Source organism: Streptomyces sp. CG4, from assembly GCF_041080655.1.
In the GTDB taxonomy this organism is placed as follows: domain Bacteria; phylum Actinomycetota; class Actinomycetes; order Streptomycetales; family Streptomycetaceae; genus Streptomyces.
In genome coordinates this window covers 3,589,723-3,606,045 of the sequence record NZ_CP163525.1, presented here as the reverse complement: position 1 = coordinate 3,606,045, position 16,323 = coordinate 3,589,723, and the positions used below count along the sequence as shown (strand labels likewise).

Annotated in this window: 16 protein-coding genes and 1 pseudogene; 6 read left to right on the top strand and 11 right to left on the bottom strand. The window is 70.1% G+C overall.

What is annotated here, in order from left to right; all coding sequences use genetic code 11:
- Nucleotides 1–4: 4 nt before the first annotated feature.
- Together AB5L52_RS16260 and AB5L52_RS16255 are read right to left on the bottom strand one after the other, a co-directional pair.
- On the bottom strand, nucleotides 5–670 hold the full coding sequence (locus tag AB5L52_RS16260) for a hypothetical protein (RefSeq protein ID WP_351021091.1): 666 nt from the start codon (nucleotides 668–670) through the stop codon (nucleotides 5–7).
- A gap of 375 nt (nucleotides 671–1,045) precedes the next feature.
- Nucleotides 1,046–2,716 (bottom strand): fumarate hydratase, encoded by a 1,671-nt coding sequence (locus tag AB5L52_RS16255; RefSeq protein WP_369364698.1) that lies wholly within the window; start codon nucleotides 2,714–2,716, stop codon nucleotides 1,046–1,048.
- Nucleotides 2,717–2,883: 167 nt separating this feature from the next.
- Here AB5L52_RS16255 and AB5L52_RS16250 point away from each other — a divergent pair, with 167 nt between their 5' ends.
- Both AB5L52_RS16250 and AB5L52_RS16245 read left to right on the top strand, forming a co-directional pair.
- Nucleotides 2,884–3,585 (top strand): DUF1707 domain-containing protein, encoded by a 702-nt coding sequence (locus tag AB5L52_RS16250; RefSeq protein ID WP_351021087.1) that lies wholly within the window; start codon nucleotides 2,884–2,886, stop codon nucleotides 3,583–3,585.
- Between the two features lie 174 nt (nucleotides 3,586–3,759).
- Nucleotides 3,760–4,137 (top strand): WhiB family transcriptional regulator, encoded by a 378-nt coding sequence (locus AB5L52_RS16245; protein WP_351021085.1) that lies wholly within the window; start codon nucleotides 3,760–3,762, stop codon nucleotides 4,135–4,137.
- 82 nt (nucleotides 4,138–4,219) lie between these two features.
- On the opposite strand, the gene glpX is transcribed toward AB5L52_RS16245, so the two are convergent.
- On the bottom strand, nucleotides 4,220–5,254 hold the full coding sequence (gene glpX / locus AB5L52_RS16240) for a class II fructose-bisphosphatase (protein WP_351021083.1): 1,035 nt from the start codon (nucleotides 5,252–5,254) through the stop codon (nucleotides 4,220–4,222).
- Nucleotides 5,255–5,381: 127 nt separating this feature from the next.
- Here glpX and AB5L52_RS16235 point away from each other — a divergent pair, with 127 nt between their 5' ends.
- Nucleotides 5,382–5,909 (top strand): DUF4245 domain-containing protein, encoded by a 528-nt coding sequence (locus AB5L52_RS16235; RefSeq protein WP_351021081.1) that lies wholly within the window; start codon nucleotides 5,382–5,384, stop codon nucleotides 5,907–5,909.
- 100 nt (nucleotides 5,910–6,009) lie between these two features.
- On the opposite strand, the gene AB5L52_RS16230 is transcribed toward AB5L52_RS16235, so the two are convergent.
- The 4 genes and pseudogenes from AB5L52_RS16230 to AB5L52_RS16215 all read right to left on the bottom strand — a co-directional run bounded on the left by AB5L52_RS16230 (nucleotide 6,010) and on the right by AB5L52_RS16215 (nucleotide 9,795).
- Entirely contained in the window at nucleotides 6,010–6,600 is a 591-nt protein-coding gene (locus AB5L52_RS16230) for a malonic semialdehyde reductase (RefSeq protein ID WP_351021080.1), read from the bottom strand.
- Nucleotides 6,601–6,742: 142 nt separating this feature from the next.
- Nucleotides 6,743–6,967 carry an exodeoxyribonuclease VII small subunit gene (locus AB5L52_RS16225; protein WP_351021078.1) on the bottom strand — a complete coding sequence of 75 codons (225 nt, stop codon included), beginning with the start codon at nucleotides 6,965–6,967 and terminating at the stop codon, nucleotides 6,743–6,745.
- A gap of 10 nt (nucleotides 6,968–6,977) precedes the next feature.
- On the bottom strand, nucleotides 6,978–8,186 hold the full coding sequence (xseA, locus tag AB5L52_RS16220) for an exodeoxyribonuclease VII large subunit (protein ID WP_369364693.1): 1,209 nt from the start codon (nucleotides 8,184–8,186) through the stop codon (nucleotides 6,978–6,980).
- 239 nt (nucleotides 8,187–8,425) lie between these two features.
- A pseudogene (locus AB5L52_RS16215) lies at nucleotides 8,426–9,795 on the bottom strand (APC family permease).
- A 66-nt stretch (nucleotides 9,796–9,861) separates the two neighbouring features.
- Between AB5L52_RS16215 and AB5L52_RS16210 the strand changes: the two are divergent.
- Together AB5L52_RS16210 and ppgK are read left to right on the top strand one after the other, a co-directional pair.
- A complete protein-coding gene (locus AB5L52_RS16210) occupies nucleotides 9,862–10,878 on the top strand; it encodes a 4-hydroxy-3-methylbut-2-enyl diphosphate reductase (RefSeq protein WP_351561965.1) in 1,017 nt (338 codons plus the stop codon).
- 29 nt (nucleotides 10,879–10,907) lie between these two features.
- Nucleotides 10,908–11,654, top strand: a complete 747-nt coding sequence (gene ppgK, locus AB5L52_RS16205; protein WP_351021070.1) for a polyphosphate--glucose phosphotransferase — start codon at nucleotides 10,908–10,910, stop codon at nucleotides 11,652–11,654.
- A 53-nt stretch (nucleotides 11,655–11,707) separates the two neighbouring features.
- Here ppgK and AB5L52_RS16200 read toward each other — a convergent pair whose 3' ends face one another.
- On the bottom strand, nucleotides 11,708–12,271 hold the full coding sequence (locus AB5L52_RS16200) for a DUF6542 domain-containing protein (protein ID WP_369364690.1): 564 nt from the start codon (nucleotides 12,269–12,271) through the stop codon (nucleotides 11,708–11,710).
- A 184-nt stretch (nucleotides 12,272–12,455) separates the two neighbouring features.
- Here AB5L52_RS16200 and ychF point away from each other — a divergent pair, with 184 nt between their 5' ends.
- Nucleotides 12,456–13,544: a redox-regulated ATPase YchF gene (ychF, locus tag AB5L52_RS16195; RefSeq protein ID WP_351021067.1), complete on the top strand. Its 1,089-nt coding sequence runs from the start codon at nucleotides 12,456–12,458 to the stop codon at nucleotides 13,542–13,544.
- Nucleotides 13,545–13,653: 109 nt separating this feature from the next.
- Here ychF and AB5L52_RS16190 read toward each other — a convergent pair whose 3' ends face one another.
- The 3 genes from AB5L52_RS16190 to AB5L52_RS16180 form a co-directional block, all read right to left on the bottom strand.
- A complete protein-coding gene (locus AB5L52_RS16190; protein WP_369364688.1) occupies nucleotides 13,654–14,235 on the bottom strand; it encodes a Uma2 family endonuclease in 582 nt (193 codons plus the stop codon).
- A 286-nt stretch (nucleotides 14,236–14,521) separates the two neighbouring features.
- A complete protein-coding gene (locus AB5L52_RS16185; protein WP_369364686.1) occupies nucleotides 14,522–15,085 on the bottom strand; it encodes a hypothetical protein in 564 nt (187 codons plus the stop codon).
- A 120-nt stretch (nucleotides 15,086–15,205) separates the two neighbouring features.
- Entirely contained in the window at nucleotides 15,206–16,210 is a 1,005-nt protein-coding gene (locus AB5L52_RS16180; RefSeq protein ID WP_369364684.1) for an SMP-30/gluconolactonase/LRE family protein, read from the bottom strand.
- Between the last annotated feature and the right edge of the window lie 113 nt (nucleotides 16,211–16,323).

The following is a 16,323-nucleotide window of genomic DNA, read 5'->3' as shown; positions in this document are numbered from 1 at the left end:
CTGCTCAGCCGGCCGGGGCTATGGAGGCGCCGGTGATGACCCCGTCGACCACCGTGTACCGGCCGCGGTACGACTTCCGCGTGCCGTCCGTCTGCGTGGCGACCAGGCTCACCGCGACGGTCGTGCCGTCCACGGAGTCGACGGTGGCGTCGTCCCGTTCGGTGCCCTGGAAGCCCGCGACGAAGGAGGAGTAGGACGCGTCGAGGTTCTTGCCGCCGAGGTCCCAGGCGGTCTGGAAATCACGGCTGTTGATGGCCTCGAAGTACTTGGTGACCGTCGCGCCGGGACCGTCCGTACCGGCCGTGCCCGTCGTGCTCCCGGTGTCGGTCGGACTCGGGGAGAGGTCGGTGGTGGCGTCGGTGCCGGTGCTGGGCGCCTCGGGTGTCGCGCCGAAGGCCGTGGAGATGTCCGGTGTCGCCGGTTCCGTGGAGGAGGGCTCGTAGGAGGGCTGGAGGGAGGGGGAGAGGGAGGGGTCGTAGGGCGGCTGGTAGGAGTAGCCTCCCTGACCGGTCACGGCGGTGCCCGTGGATCCGCCGCCGTCCGAGGCCAGTTGGGGCAGGACGGTGGTCAGCAGGATCAGCAGAAGCGGGACGCCGGCGATGATCAGTGCGTACGTCCGTTCCTGGCCGGCGGAGGGTAACAGGCTCGGCGGCTTGTAGATGTGGTTCATGGGTCCTCGCAGCTCCCGGCAGACCGCCGGGTCTCGCTCGTCTCTTCGGTACGAACGGAGTTACCTTGCCCGACAACCGCCGGGCCGGAGCCGGTTTCCCCGCTTCCGAAGCGCTTCCGATCCGGGTGTGGCGACCGAGCCGCTCAGCCGCGCCGGAACGGACAGAGCCCCTGGCGGCGGGCCAGGGGCTCTGCAGAAGAAGTCGTTCGACTTGTTCGTCCGACGGGACCAGCCTGCCTGTCCGGGGGTGCCCCCTCTGGGGGAGTTCGAGGACGAGGCCGCTGATGCCGAAGCGGGGTCGAAGGGGCGGAGCCCCTGGGGAGGGGACGGGTAGGGGCGGCGGGGGCGAGATCCATTCCCGCCGCCCCGGAGGCACTACGCCAGGCCGGGCCCACGCACCGGGATCGAAGTGAACGTCGGCGCCGGGGCCGGGTCCTGGAAGAAGTCGTTGCCCTTGTCGTCCACCACGATGAACGCCGGGAAGTCCTCGACCTCGATCTTCCAGACGGCCTCCATGCCCAGCTCCTCGTACTCCAGGACCTCGACCTTCTTGATGCAGTCCTGGGCGAGGCGGGCGGCGGGGCCGCCGATGGAGCCGAGGTAGAAGCCGCCGTGCGTGCCGCACGCGTCGGTGACCTGCTTGCTGCGGTTGCCCTTGGCGAGCATCACCTTGGAGCCGCCCGCCGCCTGGAACTGCTCCACGTAGGAGTCCATGCGCCCGGCGGTCGTGGGACCGAAGGAACCGGAGGCGTAGCCCTCGGGGGTCTTCGCCGGACCGGCGTAGTACACCGGGTGGTCCTTCAGGTACTGCGGCATCTCCTCGCCCGCGTCCAGCCGCTCCTTGATCTTCGCGTGCGCGATGTCACGGGCGACGACCAGCGGGCCGGTGAGTGAAAGCCGGGTCTTGACCGGGTACTTGGTCAGCTCGGCGAGGATCGTGTCCATTGGCTGGTTGAGGTCGATCCGCACCACGTCGGAGGACTCGTCGAGGTGCTCGTCGGTCGTCTCCGGCAGGAAGCGCGCCGGGTCGGTCTCCAGCTGCTCCAGGAAGACGCCCTCGGCGGTGATCTTCGCGACGGCCTGGCGGTCGGCCGAGCAGGAGACGGCGATGGCGACCGGGCAGGACGCGCCGTGCCGGGGGAGCCGGACCACGCGGACGTCGTGGCAGAAGTACTTGCCGCCGAACTGCGCGCCGATGCCGATCTTCTGGGTCAGCTCGAAGACCTTCTCCTCCAGCTCCTTGTCCCGGAAGCCGTGGCCGAGCGGGGAGCCCTCGGCCGGGATCTCGTCCAGGTAGTGCGCGGAGGCGTACTTCGCGGTCTTCAGCGCGTACTCGGCGCTCGTGCCGCCGACGACGATCGCCAGGTGGTACGGCGGGCAGGCGGCCGTGCCGAGCGAACGGATCTTCTCCTCCAGGAACTTCATCATGGAGGCCTCGTTCAGGACCGCCTTCGTCTCCTGGTAGAGGAAGGACTTGTTGGCGCTTCCGCCGCCCTTGGCCATGAACAGGAACCTGTAGGCGCCGCCGTCGGTCGCGTACAGCTCGATCTGGGCCGGCAGGTTGGAGCCGGTGTTCTTCTCCTCCCACATGGTGAGCGGAGCCATCTGGGAGTAGCGCAGGTTCAGCTTCGTGTAGGCGTCGTAGATGCCGTGCGACAGGTGCTTGGCGTCCTCACCTTCGGTGAGGACGTTCTGCCCGCGCTTGCCCATCACGATCGCCGTGCCGGTGTCCTGGCACATGGGGAGCACACCGGCCGCCGCGATGTTCGCGTTCTTCAGCAGGTCGAGCGCGACGAACTTGTCGTTGCCCGACGCCTCGGGGTCGTCGATGATGCGCCGCAGCTGGGCCAGGTGCGCGGGCCGCAGATAGTGCTGGATGTCGTGGACGGCCTCCTCGGCCAGCTTGCGCAGCGCCTCCGGCTCCACCTTGAGGAACGTACGGCCGTCGGGCCCCTCGACGGTGGAGACGCCCTCGGACGTCACCAGCCGGTACGGGGTGGTGTCCTCTCCTTGGGGGAGCAGATCGGTGTACGCGAACTCAGGCATCTCAGCCCATTCCTCACTCTGACGGACGGCCGCCCGCCGACGCTGGCGGGCCTCACCAGCCTAGAACCTGCCGCCGACACGGAACCTGTGAGGTAAGGCTCAGTTCGACACGCCCTGGTTTTCCACACCCCTAGTCGCGATCTATCGCGTTTCGGTACGCTGCTGTCGTGGACCTTCAGAAGCCCGCCCGTACCCAGGACGCCGCACCGGGCGTCACCGAACTGCGCGCCTCGGACGCCGACCGCGACCGGATCGCCGACATCCTGCGCGAGGCCCTCGCCGAGGGCCGGCTGACCGCCGACGAGCACGCCGAGCGCGTCGAAGGAGTGCTGCACGCCAAGACGGTGGGCGAGCTGGAGGTCTTCATCCGCGACCTGCCCGCCGCCCACCAGCGCCCCGCCGCCCCCGCCTACGCGCCGGTGCCGCCCCGCCCGGCCCCGGGCGCGATCCCGCCCGAGGCCGATGCCAACGTGGTCGCGGTCCTCAGCAGCGCGGTCCGCCGTGGCCGCTGGCGCCCCGGCCGCCGGCTGCACGCGTACTCGGTCTTCGGCAGCGTCGAGATCGACCTCAGCGAGGCGATCTTCGAGTACCAGCAGGTCGTGATCAAGGCGATATCGGTCTTCGGCGACGTCCAGATCCGCGTCCCGGAGAACGTGACGCTGCGCGGCACCGGAGGCGGCGTCCTCGGCAACTTCGAGGTGGACACGCTGGACTCGGTCGAGCCCGACGCGCCGGTCGTCTACGTCGACGGCTGGTCCGTGCTCGGCAATGTCGAGGCGCGCCCCAAGCGCGGCAAGCGCGTGGCGGACATCCTGGATCGCGTCCAGGACAAGGTCGACCGGAAGCTGCGCAAACACCTGGGCCGTTGACGGTCGCGAATCCGCCGGTGACCGGAAGGTTCCGCTCCGCCCCTGTCGCCGCGGTAGGGGCGCGAACGAGCCGCCGCGCGCCTGCCGTTGGGAACGCTGTGCATAGGCGCGCGCACAGCGGGTAGGCCTTGCTGCATCGTCTCTCGCTCGCGAAGCCGTCGTCAGGAGTAGACCGTGCTGCAACCGCCGCATTCGTCCCTGCAGGTAGCTGCCGTTCCAGCCCAGCGGGTGCCAGAGCGAGACAGGGATCAAGACGCACCCTGGCACACCGAGGCGGTGTGCCGGCGCGACGAGGCAGGCCTGTTCTTCGCTCCCTCGAAGGAGCCGACCGCCGCCCGGCTGTCCCGTGAGGAAGCGGCCAAGCGTGTCTGCGCCCGCTGCCCGGTGATGGTCGAGTGCCGCGAACACGCCCTCCTCCAGCCCGAACCGTACGGCGTCTGGGGCGGCCTCACGGCAGCGGAACGCCGCGTGGTCCTGGCGAGGCGCCGCCGCCGCGAGATGGAACTGAAGAAGGCGGCACGAGCGACGGCGGCGAACCGCATAGCCGGATAAGCGCACAAGGGGCGCCCCCTCCGCACAGGGGGCGCCCCTTGTTCACTTGCGGTTGTTCACTTGGGCGCTGTCCGCCCCGGAACTACTTGGCCCGGTCGAAATCGATCGCGCTGTAGGCCCGCAGCTTGCTGAGCCGGTGCTCGGAATAGATCTTCCGCACGGTCCCCGACTTCGACCGCATCACGATCGACTCGGTCAGTGCCTTCTCCGACCCGTACTGAACACCCCGCAGCAGCTCGCCGTCGGTGATCCCGGTGGCGACGAAGAACACGTTCTCGCCCGAGACCAGGTCGTCCGTGGTGAGCACCCGGTCCAGATCGTGCCCGGCGTCGATCGCCCGCTGCCGCTCCGCGTCGTCCTTGGGCCACAGCTTGCCCTGGATCGTGCCGCCCAGGCACTTCACGGCACAGGCCGAGATGATGCCCTCCGGCGTGCCGCCGACACCGAGCAGCAGATCGACGCCGGTGCCCTCGCGCAGCGCGTAGACCGACCCGGCGACGTCACCGTCGGAGATCAGCTTGATGCGCGCACCCGCCTCCCGGACCTCCTTGATCAGGCCCTCGTGGCGCGGCCGGTCGAGGATGACGACGGTGACGTCCTCCGGCGTGGCCTTCTTCGCCTTGGCGATCCGCCGGATGTTCACGGCCACGGGCGCGTCGATGTCGACGAAGTCGGCGGCCTCCGGGCCGGTGACCAGCTTGTCCATGTAGAACACGGCGGACGGGTCGAACATGGCGCCCCGCTCGGCGGCGGCGAGGACGGCGATCGCGTTCGGCATGCCCTTGGCCGTCAGCGTGGTGCCGTCGATCGGGTCGACCGCGATGTCGACCTCCGGACCGGTGCCGTCGCCCACGCGCTCCCCGTTGAAGAGCATCGGGGCCTCGTCCTTCTCGCCCTCGCCGATGACGACGACGCCGTTCATCGACACGGTGGAGACGAGGGTCCGCATGGCGCGCACGGCGGCGCCGTCGGCGCCGATCTTGTCACCGCGCCCCACCCAGCGTCCCGCGGCCATGGCGGCGGCTTCGGTCACCCGGACGAGTTCCAGGGCGAGGTTGCGGTCGGGAGCCTCGGAGGGAACATCGAGCTCGGACGGCAGATGATGATTTTCGGTCATCGGAGCGCACCTTTCTGATACGACGACGGCCGGATGAGGGTGTTGGCCCTGACTCTATCGTTAGGCAGACAAAATGAGCAGGGGACCCCACGGATGAGCACCCGGGGCACCTGCGACGATGGAGGGCGTGGCAGGTTCGAACGGCAAGCAGAAGACGGCCCGGGACATGGTTCTCTCCCTGGCCCTGATCGGCATCGCGGCGATGGTCGTCTGGTTCTTCGCCATCCCGCACAACGATCACGCCCCCGACCTCAAGCGGGTCGACTACCAGGTCGAGCTGCTCACGGCCCGCCGCGCGGCAGGCTACCCGGTGGCCGCCCCCGAGGGCCTGCCGAACACCTGGAAGGCCACCTCCGTGCGGTTCCAGGGCGAGAGCGGCGACCGCTGGCACCTGGGCTTCCAGACCCCCGACAGCCAGTACGTGCAGATCGAGCAGTCCACGGAGAAGCGGGCCGCCTTCATCGACGAGGCCAGCCAGGGCGCGTCGGCGACGCAGCAGACCGAGACGATCGACGGCCGCACCTGGACCCGCTACACCGGCGGCCGCTACGACGCCCTCGTCCTGAACGGCGCACAGGGCGCCACGACGGTGGTGGCCGGCACCGGGTCCTTCGCGGACCTGACGACGATGGTGACGGCGCTCAAGATGCGGTGAGCCCGCGCACATGGGACGCCCGCGCACGCGGGATGCCCGCGCACGCGAACGAGGCCCCCGGCGGTGCTGGGGGCCTCGTCGTGTTTCCGGCGGAGCCGGCTCAGACGGTCGTGACGACGTCGTCGTACGCCAGGCGCGGCGAGCGCGGGTACCAGGCGTCCGGGCCCGGCCGGCCGATGTTGACGACCATCAGCGGGGTGTGGTCGTCGTCCAGGAACTCCTTGCGGACGCCCTCGAAGTCGAGGCCGGTCATCGGGCCGGCGGCGAGGCCGGCGGCGCGGACGCCGATGATGAAGTACGCGGCCTGCAGGGCGGCGTTCAGCGCGGCGGCGCCCTCACGGGCCGGACGCTCACTGAAGAACACGTCCTTGGCCTGCGGGAAGTGCGGGAAGAGGGCCGGCAGCTCCTCGTGGAACTCGTTGTCCGCGGCGAGGATCGCGACCAGCGGGGCGGTGGAGGTCTTGGCCTGGTTGCCCTCGGCCATGTGCCGCACCAGGCGCTCACGGGCCTCGGAAGAGCGGACCAGGGTGATGCGCAGCGGGGACTGGTTGAAGGCGGTGGGGCCGTACTTGACCAGGTCGTAGATCGCCTGGACCTGCTCCTCGGTCACCGGCTCGTCGGTGAAGGTGTTCGCGGTGCGGGCCTCGCGGAACAGCAGGTCCTGGGCGGCAGGGTCAAGAACGAGAGACATGCGTGAACTTTCTGGTGGCGCCTTGATCCGACGTACCGGACCGCGGTCCGGATCGGCTGACAGGGCGACCCTACGCCAGTGAAGTTCAACCTTCAACAAATGTCGGGGTGCGGTGACTCGCTTCACAACCTCGGGTCGACGCCTACTCGGCGTCCTCCTCCTCGGCCTCCTCGGCGAGCGCCGCGTCCAACCGGGCCCGCGCCCCCTCCAGCCAGCGCCGGCACACCTTGGCCAGCTCCTCGCCGCGCTCCCACAGCGCCAGGGACTCCTCCAGCGACGTACCGCCCGCCTCCAGGCGCCGTACGACCTCGATCAACTCGTCCCGCGCCTGCTCGTAGGAGAGCGCCTCTTCCACCTTGCCGGTCATTCACCCAACCCTAGTTGTCGACTCGAACCGAGAACTCGCCCTCGGCGACCCGCGCCCGCAGCGTCTCGCCGCCGGTCACCTCGTCCGGGCCGCGCACCACATGCCCGTCGGCCTTCTGCAGCACCGCGTAGCCCCGCCGGAGCGTGGCCGCGGGGGAGAGGGCGACCACGCGCGCGTGCGTGTGAGTCAGCTCGGAGTCCGCGCGGTCCAGGAGATGGCCGAGGGTGCGCCGGCTCCGCTCGGCGAGGGAGTCCACCTGGTCCGCGCGCTCGTCGATCATCCGGTGCGGATCCTCTATCGAGGGGCGGGCCAGGGCGTGGGCCAGCCCCCGCTCCTCGCGCGCCACGAACGCCTCCACGCACCGCCGGGCCCGGTCCCGCAGCATCCGCACCCGCTCGGACTCCTCGCCCACGTCCGGCACGACCTTCTTGGCCGCGTCGGTGGGCGTGGAGGCGCGCAGATCGGCGACATGGTCCAGCAGCGGGTTGTCGGGCTCGTGCCCGATCGCGGAGACGACGGGCGTACGGCACTCGGCCACGGCCCGTACGAGCTGCTCGTCGGAGAACGGCAGCAGATCCTCCACGCTGCCGCCGCCGCGCGCGACGATGATGACGTCCACGGCGTCGATCGCGTCCAGCTCCTTCACCGCCTGCACGACTTGCGGGACGGCGTGCACGCCCTGCACCGGGACGTTGCGCACCTCGAAGCGGACGGCGGGCCAGCGGTGCCGGGCGTTCTCCAGCACGTCGCGCTCCGCGGCGGAGGCGCGGCCGCAGACCAGCCCGATCAGCTGCGGCAGGAACGGCAGCGGCTTCTTCCGCTCCGGTGCGAACAGGCCCTCGGCCGCGAGCGCCTTCTTCAGCCGCTCCAGCCGGGCCAGCAACTCACCGACGCCGACGGGTCTGATCTCGGCGGCGCGGAGGGACAGCTGGCCGCGCGGGGCGTACCACTCCGGCTTGGCGAGCACGACGACGCGGGCGCCCTCGCCGACGACGTCCGCGACGCCGTCGAACACCTGCCGATAGCAGGTCACGCTCACGGAGATGTCGTACGACGGATCCCGCAGCGTCAGAAACACGACCCCGGCACCGGGCCGCCGCGACAACTGCGTGATCTGCCCCTCGACCCACACCGCCCCCAGCCGGTCGATCCACCCACCGATCAGCCGGGAGACCTCGCCCACGGGGAGGGGTGCCTCGGGAGTCGTGTTCGCAGCCATGCGCCGAGCGTAACGGTCCCCTCTGACACCCGGCTCCGGAGCGCCGCCGGGTTTGCGGCCGCGTGCTGTCCGGAGCGCCGCCGGGCTTGCGGCCGCGGGCCGGGTGCGGGTCCGGTGTCGCGGGTCGCGCAGGTCCCCGCGCCCCCGGGGAGCTGCACTGCCGTCGGCCGTCATGCCGACGGGCACCCCGTCGGCGCGGGCAAGGGAAACCCCACGGGCCCGGCACCAGCCGGCCTCAGCTACTCGGAGGCCGCCACGCGTCCCCGCTGCCCCACCAACACCAGCACCCGCACGACCAACCACACCGCCCCCACCACCTGCGCCACCCCGCTCGCCTCCACGATCACCCCGCCGTGATAGCCGCCCCCACCCCCGGCACCAGCACATGCCGCCACCAGCCGACCCGCCCCTCCCGCCGCCGTACCGCGAAATACCCCACCACGCTCGCGTGCAGCAACGTGAACGCCGTGAGCGCTCCGATGTCGACCACCGAGACGAGTCTGTCCAGACCGTCGTCCCGGCGCGCCGCCCACCCCGCCGCGACCAGCGTGATCACCGCCGAGCACAGCAGCGCGACCCGCGGCACACCGGCATCCGTGCGGGACAGGGCCCGGGGCAGCCGGCGGTCCCGGCCCATCGCGAACAGCAGGCGTCCCGCCGCAGCCTGCCCGGCCAGCGCCGCGAACGCCGCCCCGATCGCCTTGCTCACGGCCACCAGATCGTGCAGCCAGCCCCCGACCGAGGCGTCCACGGCGTCGTAGAAGGCCGAGCCCTGCTTCCCGGGATCCGCGGCCGGCTGCGCGGACGTCGTCGGCTCCAGCAGCGCCACCAGATACGTCTGCGCCACGAACAGCACCCCCGCCAGCGCCAGACAGAACAGCAGCGCCCGCGCCACCTTCGCCGACCCGCCGGTGACCTCCTCGGCGAACGTCGCGATCGCGTCGAAGCCCAGATACGACAGCACCGCCACCGACACCGCGCCGATCACCGCCGACACCGCGAAGGGGCCCTGCGTGCCATCGTCCGACAGCGGCGACCACGGCCCCCGCGCCGCCCCGTCCCGCGCCGGCACCACGAGCGCCGCCACCACGAACACCAGCAGGACGACGATCTCCAGAGCCAGAACGAGGAAACCCACGAGCGCGGCCGCCCGTACGCCCCACAGGTTCAGCAGTGTCGTGACCACGACGGCCAGCGCGGTCCACACCCACCGGGACACCTGCGGGACCAGCGCGTTCATCGCGATGCCGGAGAAGAGACAGGCCACGGCCGGGATGAGGACGTAGTCCAGCATCGCCATCCAGCCCGCGATGAACCCGGCCTTGCTGCCGAGCCCCACGCGCGCGTAGGCGAACACCGACCCGGCTTGCGGCACCACCCGCACCATCTGCGCATAGCTGAATGCGGTGAATCCCATGGCGACCGTCGCCACCACGTAGACCAGCGCCACCGCGCCGTGCGACCTGGCGTCCAGGGTGCCGAAGACGCCGACCGGCGCCATGGGCGCGATGAAGAGAAGTCCGTAGACCACGAGGTCCCGGAAACCGAGGCTGCGCCGCAGCCGGTGCCGCTCATCCGCCGGAGAGGCCGTGGTTTCCGTGTCGGACATGGCACCCAGCGTTCCCCCGCACGGCACCGGGGACGCGATCTCGGCGCCGCCGAACGCGGCCGTACGATGGGACGCATGACCGCTTCGCCTGGCCGCCGTGTCCTGCTCGCCGCCCCCCGGGGCTACTGCGCCGGTGTGGACCGCGCCGTCATCGCCGTCGAGAAAGCCCTCGAACAGTACGGGGCCCCCGTCTACGTCCGGCACGAGATCGTCCACAACAAGTACGTCGTGCAGACCCTGGAGAAGAAGGGCGCGATCTTCGTCGAACGGACCGAGGAGGTGCCGCCGGGCAACATCGTCATGTTCTCGGCCCACGGCGTCGCCCCGGTCGTGCACGAGGAGGCCAAGCAGGGCCGCCTCGCCACCATCGACGCCACCTGCCCCCTGGTCACCAAGGTCCACAAGGAAGCCGTCCGGTACGCGAACGAGGACTACGACATCCTCCTGATCGGCCACGAGGGCCACGAGGAGGTCATCGGCACCTCCGGCGAGGCCCCCGACCACATCCAGCTCGTCGACGGCCCCGAGGACGTCGCCAAGGTCGAGGTCCGCGACCCGTCGAAGGTCGTCTGGCTGTCCCAGACCACCCTCTCCGTGGACGAGACCATGGAGACCGTCGACGCCCTGAAGACCAAGTTCCCGGGGCTCGTCTCCCCGCCCAGCGACGACATCTGCTACGCCACGCAGAACCGTCAGCTCGCCGTGAAGCAGATGGGCGCCGAGGCCGAGCTCGTCATCGTCGTCGGCTCGCGCAACTCCTCCAACTCCAAGCGGCTCGTCGAGGTCGCCAAGCTGGCCGGCTCCCGCGAGGCCTACCTGGTGGACTTCGCCGACGAGATCGAGGAGGCCTGGCTGGAGGGCGTGACGACCGTCGGCGTCACCTCCGGCGCCTCCGTCCCGGAGGTCCTGGTCGAGCAGGTCCTGGACTGGCTCGCCGAGCGCGGCTACGGCGACGTGGAGATCGTCAAGGCGGCCGAGGAGTCCATCACCTTCTCGCTGCCCAAGGAGCTGCGCCGCGACCTGCGCGAGGAGGCGACGACCCTGGTCGCCGAGCGAGGCGGCACCGGTCCTTCCGAGGCGTGACTGTCAGTCCCGCGTCGTAACGTAGTGCCATGCAGATCTTCGGCGTGGACATCGGCGGATCCGGGATCAAGGGTGCCCCTGTGGACCTGGACAAGGGCGACCTCGCCCAGGAGCGCCTCAAGGTGCTCACCCCGCACCCGGCGACACCGGACGGCGTGGCCGACGGGGTGAAGCAGGTCGTGGACCACTTCGGCTGGACCGGCCCGGTCGGACTGACCTTCCCCGGAGTGGTCACGGGCGGCGCGACGATCCGTACGGCGGCGAACGTCGACAAGAGCTGGATCGACACGGACGCGCGCGCGTTGTTCACCGGCAGACTGGGCGGCCTGCCGGTGGTGGTCCTCAACGACGCGGACGCGGCGGGCGTCGCCGAGATGGAGTTCGGCGCCGGCCGGGACCGCAAGGGCACGGTGATCCTGCTCACCTTCGGCACCGGCATCGGAAGCGCCGTCTTCGTGGACGGCGTCCTCGTCCCGAACACGGAACTGGGCCACCTGGAGCTGAACGGCCACGACGCCGAGAAGCGGGCCTCCAGCAAGGCCAAGGAAGACCACGAGCTGAGCTGGGAGCACTGGGCGCAGCGCGTCCAGAAGTATCTGGAGCATGTGGAGATGCTGTTCTCGCCGGAGCTGTTCATCATCGGCGGCGGGGTCAGCCGCAAGGCCGACAAGTTCCTGCACTTCCTCGACGGCATCAAGGCCGAGATCGTCCCGGCCCAGCTGCAGAACAACGCGGGGATCGTGGGGGCGGCGATGAGAGCGGCCCAGCTGGTGTAGCGCCCGCACAGCGACAGCCGGCGCCAGGGCCCGTCAGAGCGCCGGGAATCGGCTCAGGTCCGCCGTCGGCGCCGCCGCACCCACTGCGCCCGGCGTACGAGCACGATCACTCCGGCGAACAGCGTCCCGGTGTACAGCCAGGCTGCCTGGGTGGCGAGCCCGGTGAACAGCCCCATCAGCCGGCCGAGCAGCCCCCCGTTGCCGTCGACGACGGGGATCAGCCCCCAGGCGAACGCGATCGGTACGACCACCGGGGCGGTCAGCGCGTCCCCCACCCGCACCCACAGCGCGGTCAGGACACACACCGGCAGGAACAGCACGCCGTACACGGGCAGGTACCCGCCGAACAGCAGCGCGTCCAGACAGCCGAGCAGGAACATCACGACGACACAGAACAGCCCGCTGCCGAGACCGGTGAGCCGAGGGTTCGGCAGGCGCGGTCCCGGCCCCTGCCGGGTGCCCCGCATCATCCGCGCGCCGCGCTCCGACCGCTCTGCCCCTGCCCCGAATCTGGCCTCGTCCCCCGGCCGGCGCCGGCCCTGTGAGGGCAGGTGCGCGGGCTGCGGCGTGCCACGTCGCGGTCCGTCGTTCGAGGGTCGCGATCTGTGTTGCTCCACTGGACCAACTTAGGTCTGTTTATGTGCCGAATCACCCATCAGACACGCCGGTGGGAAGAGCTTGGGCAGGCGTTCGAAGCTCCCGTGGGCCCGGTGACGTGGACGCCGTAAACTGGGGGATCGGCCAGTGTCGGTCTCTGGCCCCTGGCACCCTCTGGCCCACTCATCTACGGGAAGTCGCAACGTGTCGCTCACGATCGGAATCGTCGGCCTGCCGAATGTCGGCAAGTCGACCCTGTTCAACGCCCTGACCAAGAACGACGTGCTGGCGGCCAACTACCCGTTCGCCACGATCGAGCCCAACGTCGGCGTGGTCGGCGTCCCCGACGCCCGTCTCGCCCAGCTGGCCTCGATCTTCAAGTCGGAGCGCCTCCTCCCGGCCACGGTCGACTTCGTCGACATCGCCGGCATCGTGCGCGGCGCTTCCGAGGGTGAGGGCCTCGGCAACAAGTTCCTCGCGAACATCCGTGAGTCCGACGCGATCTGCCAGGTCATCCGCGCCTTCAAGGACGAGAACGTCGTGCATGTCGACGGCAAGGTCTCGCCGAAGGACGACATCGAGACGATCAACACCGAGCTGATCCTGGCGGACCTCCAGACGATCGAAAAGGTCCTCCCGCGCCTCCAGAAGGAGTCGCGCATCAAGAAGGATGTCGCCCCCAAGGTCAAGGCGGTCGAGGAGGCCAAGGAGATCCTGGAGAAGGGCGACACGCTCTTCGCGCACGGCATCGTCCAGGGCACCGAGCGCAACGAACTCCTCCACGACCTGCACCTGCTCACGACGAAGCCCTTCCTCTACGTCTTCAACGTCGACGAGGACGAACTGGTGGACGAGGACTTCAAGAACGAGCAGCGCGCCCTGGTCGCCCCCGCCGAGGCGATCTTCCTCAACGCCAAGCTGGAGGCCGACCTCGCCGAACTGGACGAGGAGGAGGCGCTGGAGCTGCTGGAGTCCGTCGGCCAGCACGAGCCCGGCCTCGCCACCCTCGCCCGCGTCGGCTTCGACACCCTCGGCCTGCAGACCTACCTCACGGCCGGCCCCAAGGAGTCCCGCGCCTGGACGATCAAGAAGGGCGCCACGGCTCCCGAGGCGGCCGGCGTGATCCACACCGACTTCCAGAAGGGCTTCATCAAGGCCGAGGTCATCTCCTTCGCCGACCTCCTCGAAACCGGCTCGGTCCCCGAGGCCCGAGCCAAGGGCAAGGCCCGCATGGAGGGCAAGGACTATGTCATGCAGGATGGGGATGTGGTGGAGTTCCGGTTCAATGTGTGATCGCTGCTTCACTGAGCGCTAACTGATTCGTCGAGCGCGCAGGTCAGAAGGGGCCGGGCTCTGGCGAGCCAGGCCCCTTTCGCGTTCTTGTACTGACTTGGTGCTGACTTCAGTTGCCCCGCGATGGGGTGAGCTTGTCGAGGTCCACGTTGATCTCGAAGGGCACAGGGCGCTCAAGGGTGCCCCGGAAGATGCCTGCGGGCGCGTAGACGCCAGTCGGTTCGTCGAGTTCGTAGACGTGCACGACAGGAGCGCCGCCCTCTTCCTCGATGCACCAATAGTGCGGGATCTTGGCTTCTGCGTACTTGTGCAGCTTCACCGTGCGGTCACGGTGGGCGGATTCCGGTGAGACGACCTCGATGACGAGCCGGACCTCTTCCGGCGCGTACCACGTGCGGTCCGGGTCGTAGGGTGCGGTCGTCACGAGCAGATCCGGCTCCGGCCGGTTTCGCTCGTCGAGGCGGATCGTCATCTCCCGTTCGACCTCGAAACCGGCGGGCGCGGTGGCCATGAGTGTGGTGGTGAGGGAGGTGACGAGGCGGCCGTCCCAGGACCGCTGGGGCGACATCATGAAGACGAGGGCTCCGTCGATCAGCTCGGTGTGGCGCGGTGCCTCGGGAAGGCGGTCCAGGTCCTCCGCGAACCAGCCTTCCTCGCGCGGCGGGCGCATCCAGTCGGGCAGTGCGGTCATGGCTGAACCGTAGCGATTCGACGAGGCGCGGGCCACGAGATCGTCACCGGGGCGCTGCCCTTCTGACGTCCTGAAGCCCCAGACTTGCCGTCGGTGCTGATTCTGAGCTGACTTGAATCTCCCAGTAGCGTGTTTTCGCAGGTTGGAGCACCGCCACCGGCGTTCCGCTTCAGTGCGTGAGTGGTTCATTGCTGCGAGCTAGGGGCTTTGTCAAGTTCTCAGTAGGCGAGGGGCATCACTTGCCTCGGGCGTGGTCGAGGCGGATCGATGACGGGCACTGTCTCGTCTACAGGTCAGTTGTGGGCGTAGCGCTCCCACGCGGGCCACGGGGCCGGGGCGGCGCGGGCCTGCGGAGGGCGGTGGCTTGCGTTCGGGAGGGACGTGCGGGGCGGTCGAGGTCGCGCCAGCTCCAGGGGCGGGCCGGAGCACCGTCGGTCTTCAAGCCGTACGGGTTGTGCGCACGTGGCGGTGCAGGTGGCGATGCCGGTTTCGCGTCGGGAGCCGGTGGGCTTGGGCGGCTCGGTGGTGCCATGGCTTTGAGACGCTCGGCGGCCTCGGTCTGCTCCAGGTGCTCGGCGGCTTGCTCGGTCAGGGCCTGCGCGTAGTGGGTCCAGCCGTGCGCGCGGAACACCTGGAGCAGACCGAGGAACGACGAGCCCGTCAGCGAACTCGCGGTGGTGATGGCTCGCCGGGCGAGCCGGTCGAGCGATTCCGGCTGGCCGTGTCGCTGCAGGGAGCGGGCCAGGAAGCCGAGCCCGGCCTTGTTGAGGGGACCGAGGGCGTAGCGCAGTTCCTCGCGTAACGCGGCCAGAGCAGCTTCTCGGTCCTCGGCGTCGTCGCCACCCGGCATGCGCCCTCCCCTGCGGCCTGGCCGCCCCACCGGTGGTGCCACGACGCATGCGAGGAGCCGCCGGCGGAGCGACACAGGAGGAACCAGCCCCGCCGAGTCCGCCCCCCTTCCCTCGCCGCGTCACATCCCCGTCACCCGCGCCACCGTGAACGGCGGGGTCGGTGTGCCCTGGCCCATCGGGCCGCCCTTGTCGAACTGGGAGCGGACGACGAGGAGGCCGTGGGGGGTGTGGGCCAGGGTGGTGGGGATCTGGAGGGTGGGGGTGGTCAGGGTGCGGGTCAGGTGGGCCTCGGTGCCGTTGGGGGAGAGGTGCCAGCGGGTCAGGGTGTTGCTCGCGTTGTGGGCGGCCCACAGGGTGCGGTGGGACAGGTCCAGGCCGTCGCCGTGCAGCAAGTTGCCGCCGTGCAGGGCGACTTGGCGTACGGAGCCGTCGGTCACGTCGACCCGGTACAGGCCGCCGCCGGTCATGTCGACGACGAACAGCAGGCGTCCGGTGGCGTCGGCGGCGATGCCGTTGAGGGTGTAGGCGTTCGGCCCGTGCGAGGGGACGGCTCCGCTCAGGTCGTACGTCGCTGTCAGCGGTGCCCGGCCGCCCCGGGCGTGGGCCAGGTCGGCCGGGGTGATCCGGTAGATCACCGGACGCACGCTGTCGGTCGCGTACACCGTGCCGTCCGCCGTGATCACGAGGTCGTTCAGGAAGTGCTGGTCGCCCTCCGGTGCCTCGAAGCGGGCCAGCAGGGAGCGGTCGTGCAGGTCGTACACGTCGATCCCGGTGGTGTGGTCGATGACCCAGAGGCGTCCCGCCCGGTCGGCCTTCAGGCCGTTGGCCGTCGTACGGCCGTCCGTGCCGGCCGGCAGGAAGATCTCGGCGGCCGGCAGGAATGCCTCGGCGGCGCGGCTGCCGGCGGTGGCGCGGTAGATCGCGCCGGTCGTGTAGGAGCCGACGTACGCGTCGCCGGTGCGGGGGTCGAGGGCGATGCCCTCGGGGTAGGCGCGGTCGTCGGGGAGGGTGAAGGCGGTGGAGATGCGGGGGCCGGCGGCCGCGGCCGCCCGGGGCGCGGCGACGGCGACGGCCGCGGCGGCGGCGCCGGTCAGGAAGGTACGGCGGTGGATCGAACGGGACACGACAGGCGCCTCTCGGTTCGGCTACTCACTGGATGGCGAAGGCAAAGCTATATTAGTACTCTAATCATCGCTAGTGCATTAATCGCCCGGAGAGTATTCATCCTGGCCAAGGC

Bases quoted from the DNA above. Each gene is read 5' to 3' on its own strand.
- glpX (WP_351021083.1), bottom strand. From the start codon at position 5,254: ATGACCGAAAATCATCATCTGCCGTCCGAGCTCGATGTTCCCTCCGAG.
- AB5L52_RS16185 (WP_369364686.1), bottom strand. From the start codon at position 15,085: ATGCCGGGTGGCGACGACGCCGAGGACCGAGAAGCTGCTCTGGCCGCG.
- AB5L52_RS16230 (WP_351021080.1), bottom strand. From the start codon at position 6,600: ATGTCTCTCGTTCTTGACCCTGCCGCCCAGGACCTGCTGTTCCGCGAG.
- xseA (WP_369364693.1), bottom strand. From the start codon at position 8,186: ATGGCTGCGAACACGACTCCCGAGGCACCCCTCCCCGTGGGCGAGGTC.
- AB5L52_RS16260 (WP_351021091.1), bottom strand. From the start codon at position 670: ATGAACCACATCTACAAGCCGCCGAGCCTGTTACCCTCCGCCGGCCAG.
- AB5L52_RS16190 (WP_369364688.1), bottom strand. From the start codon at position 14,235: ATGACCGCACTGCCCGACTGGATGCGCCCGCCGCGCGAGGAAGGCTGG.
- ppgK (WP_351021070.1), top strand. From the start codon at position 10,908: ATGCAGATCTTCGGCGTGGACATCGGCGGATCCGGGATCAAGGGTGCC.
- AB5L52_RS16255 (WP_369364698.1), bottom strand. From the start codon at position 2,716: ATGCCTGAGTTCGCGTACACCGATCTGCTCCCCCAAGGAGAGGACACC.
- AB5L52_RS16210 (WP_351561965.1), top strand. From the start codon at position 9,862: ATGGGACGCATGACCGCTTCGCCTGGCCGCCGTGTCCTGCTCGCCGCC.
- AB5L52_RS16225 (WP_351021078.1), bottom strand. From the start codon at position 6,967: ATGACCGGCAAGGTGGAAGAGGCGCTCTCCTACGAGCAGGCGCGGGAC.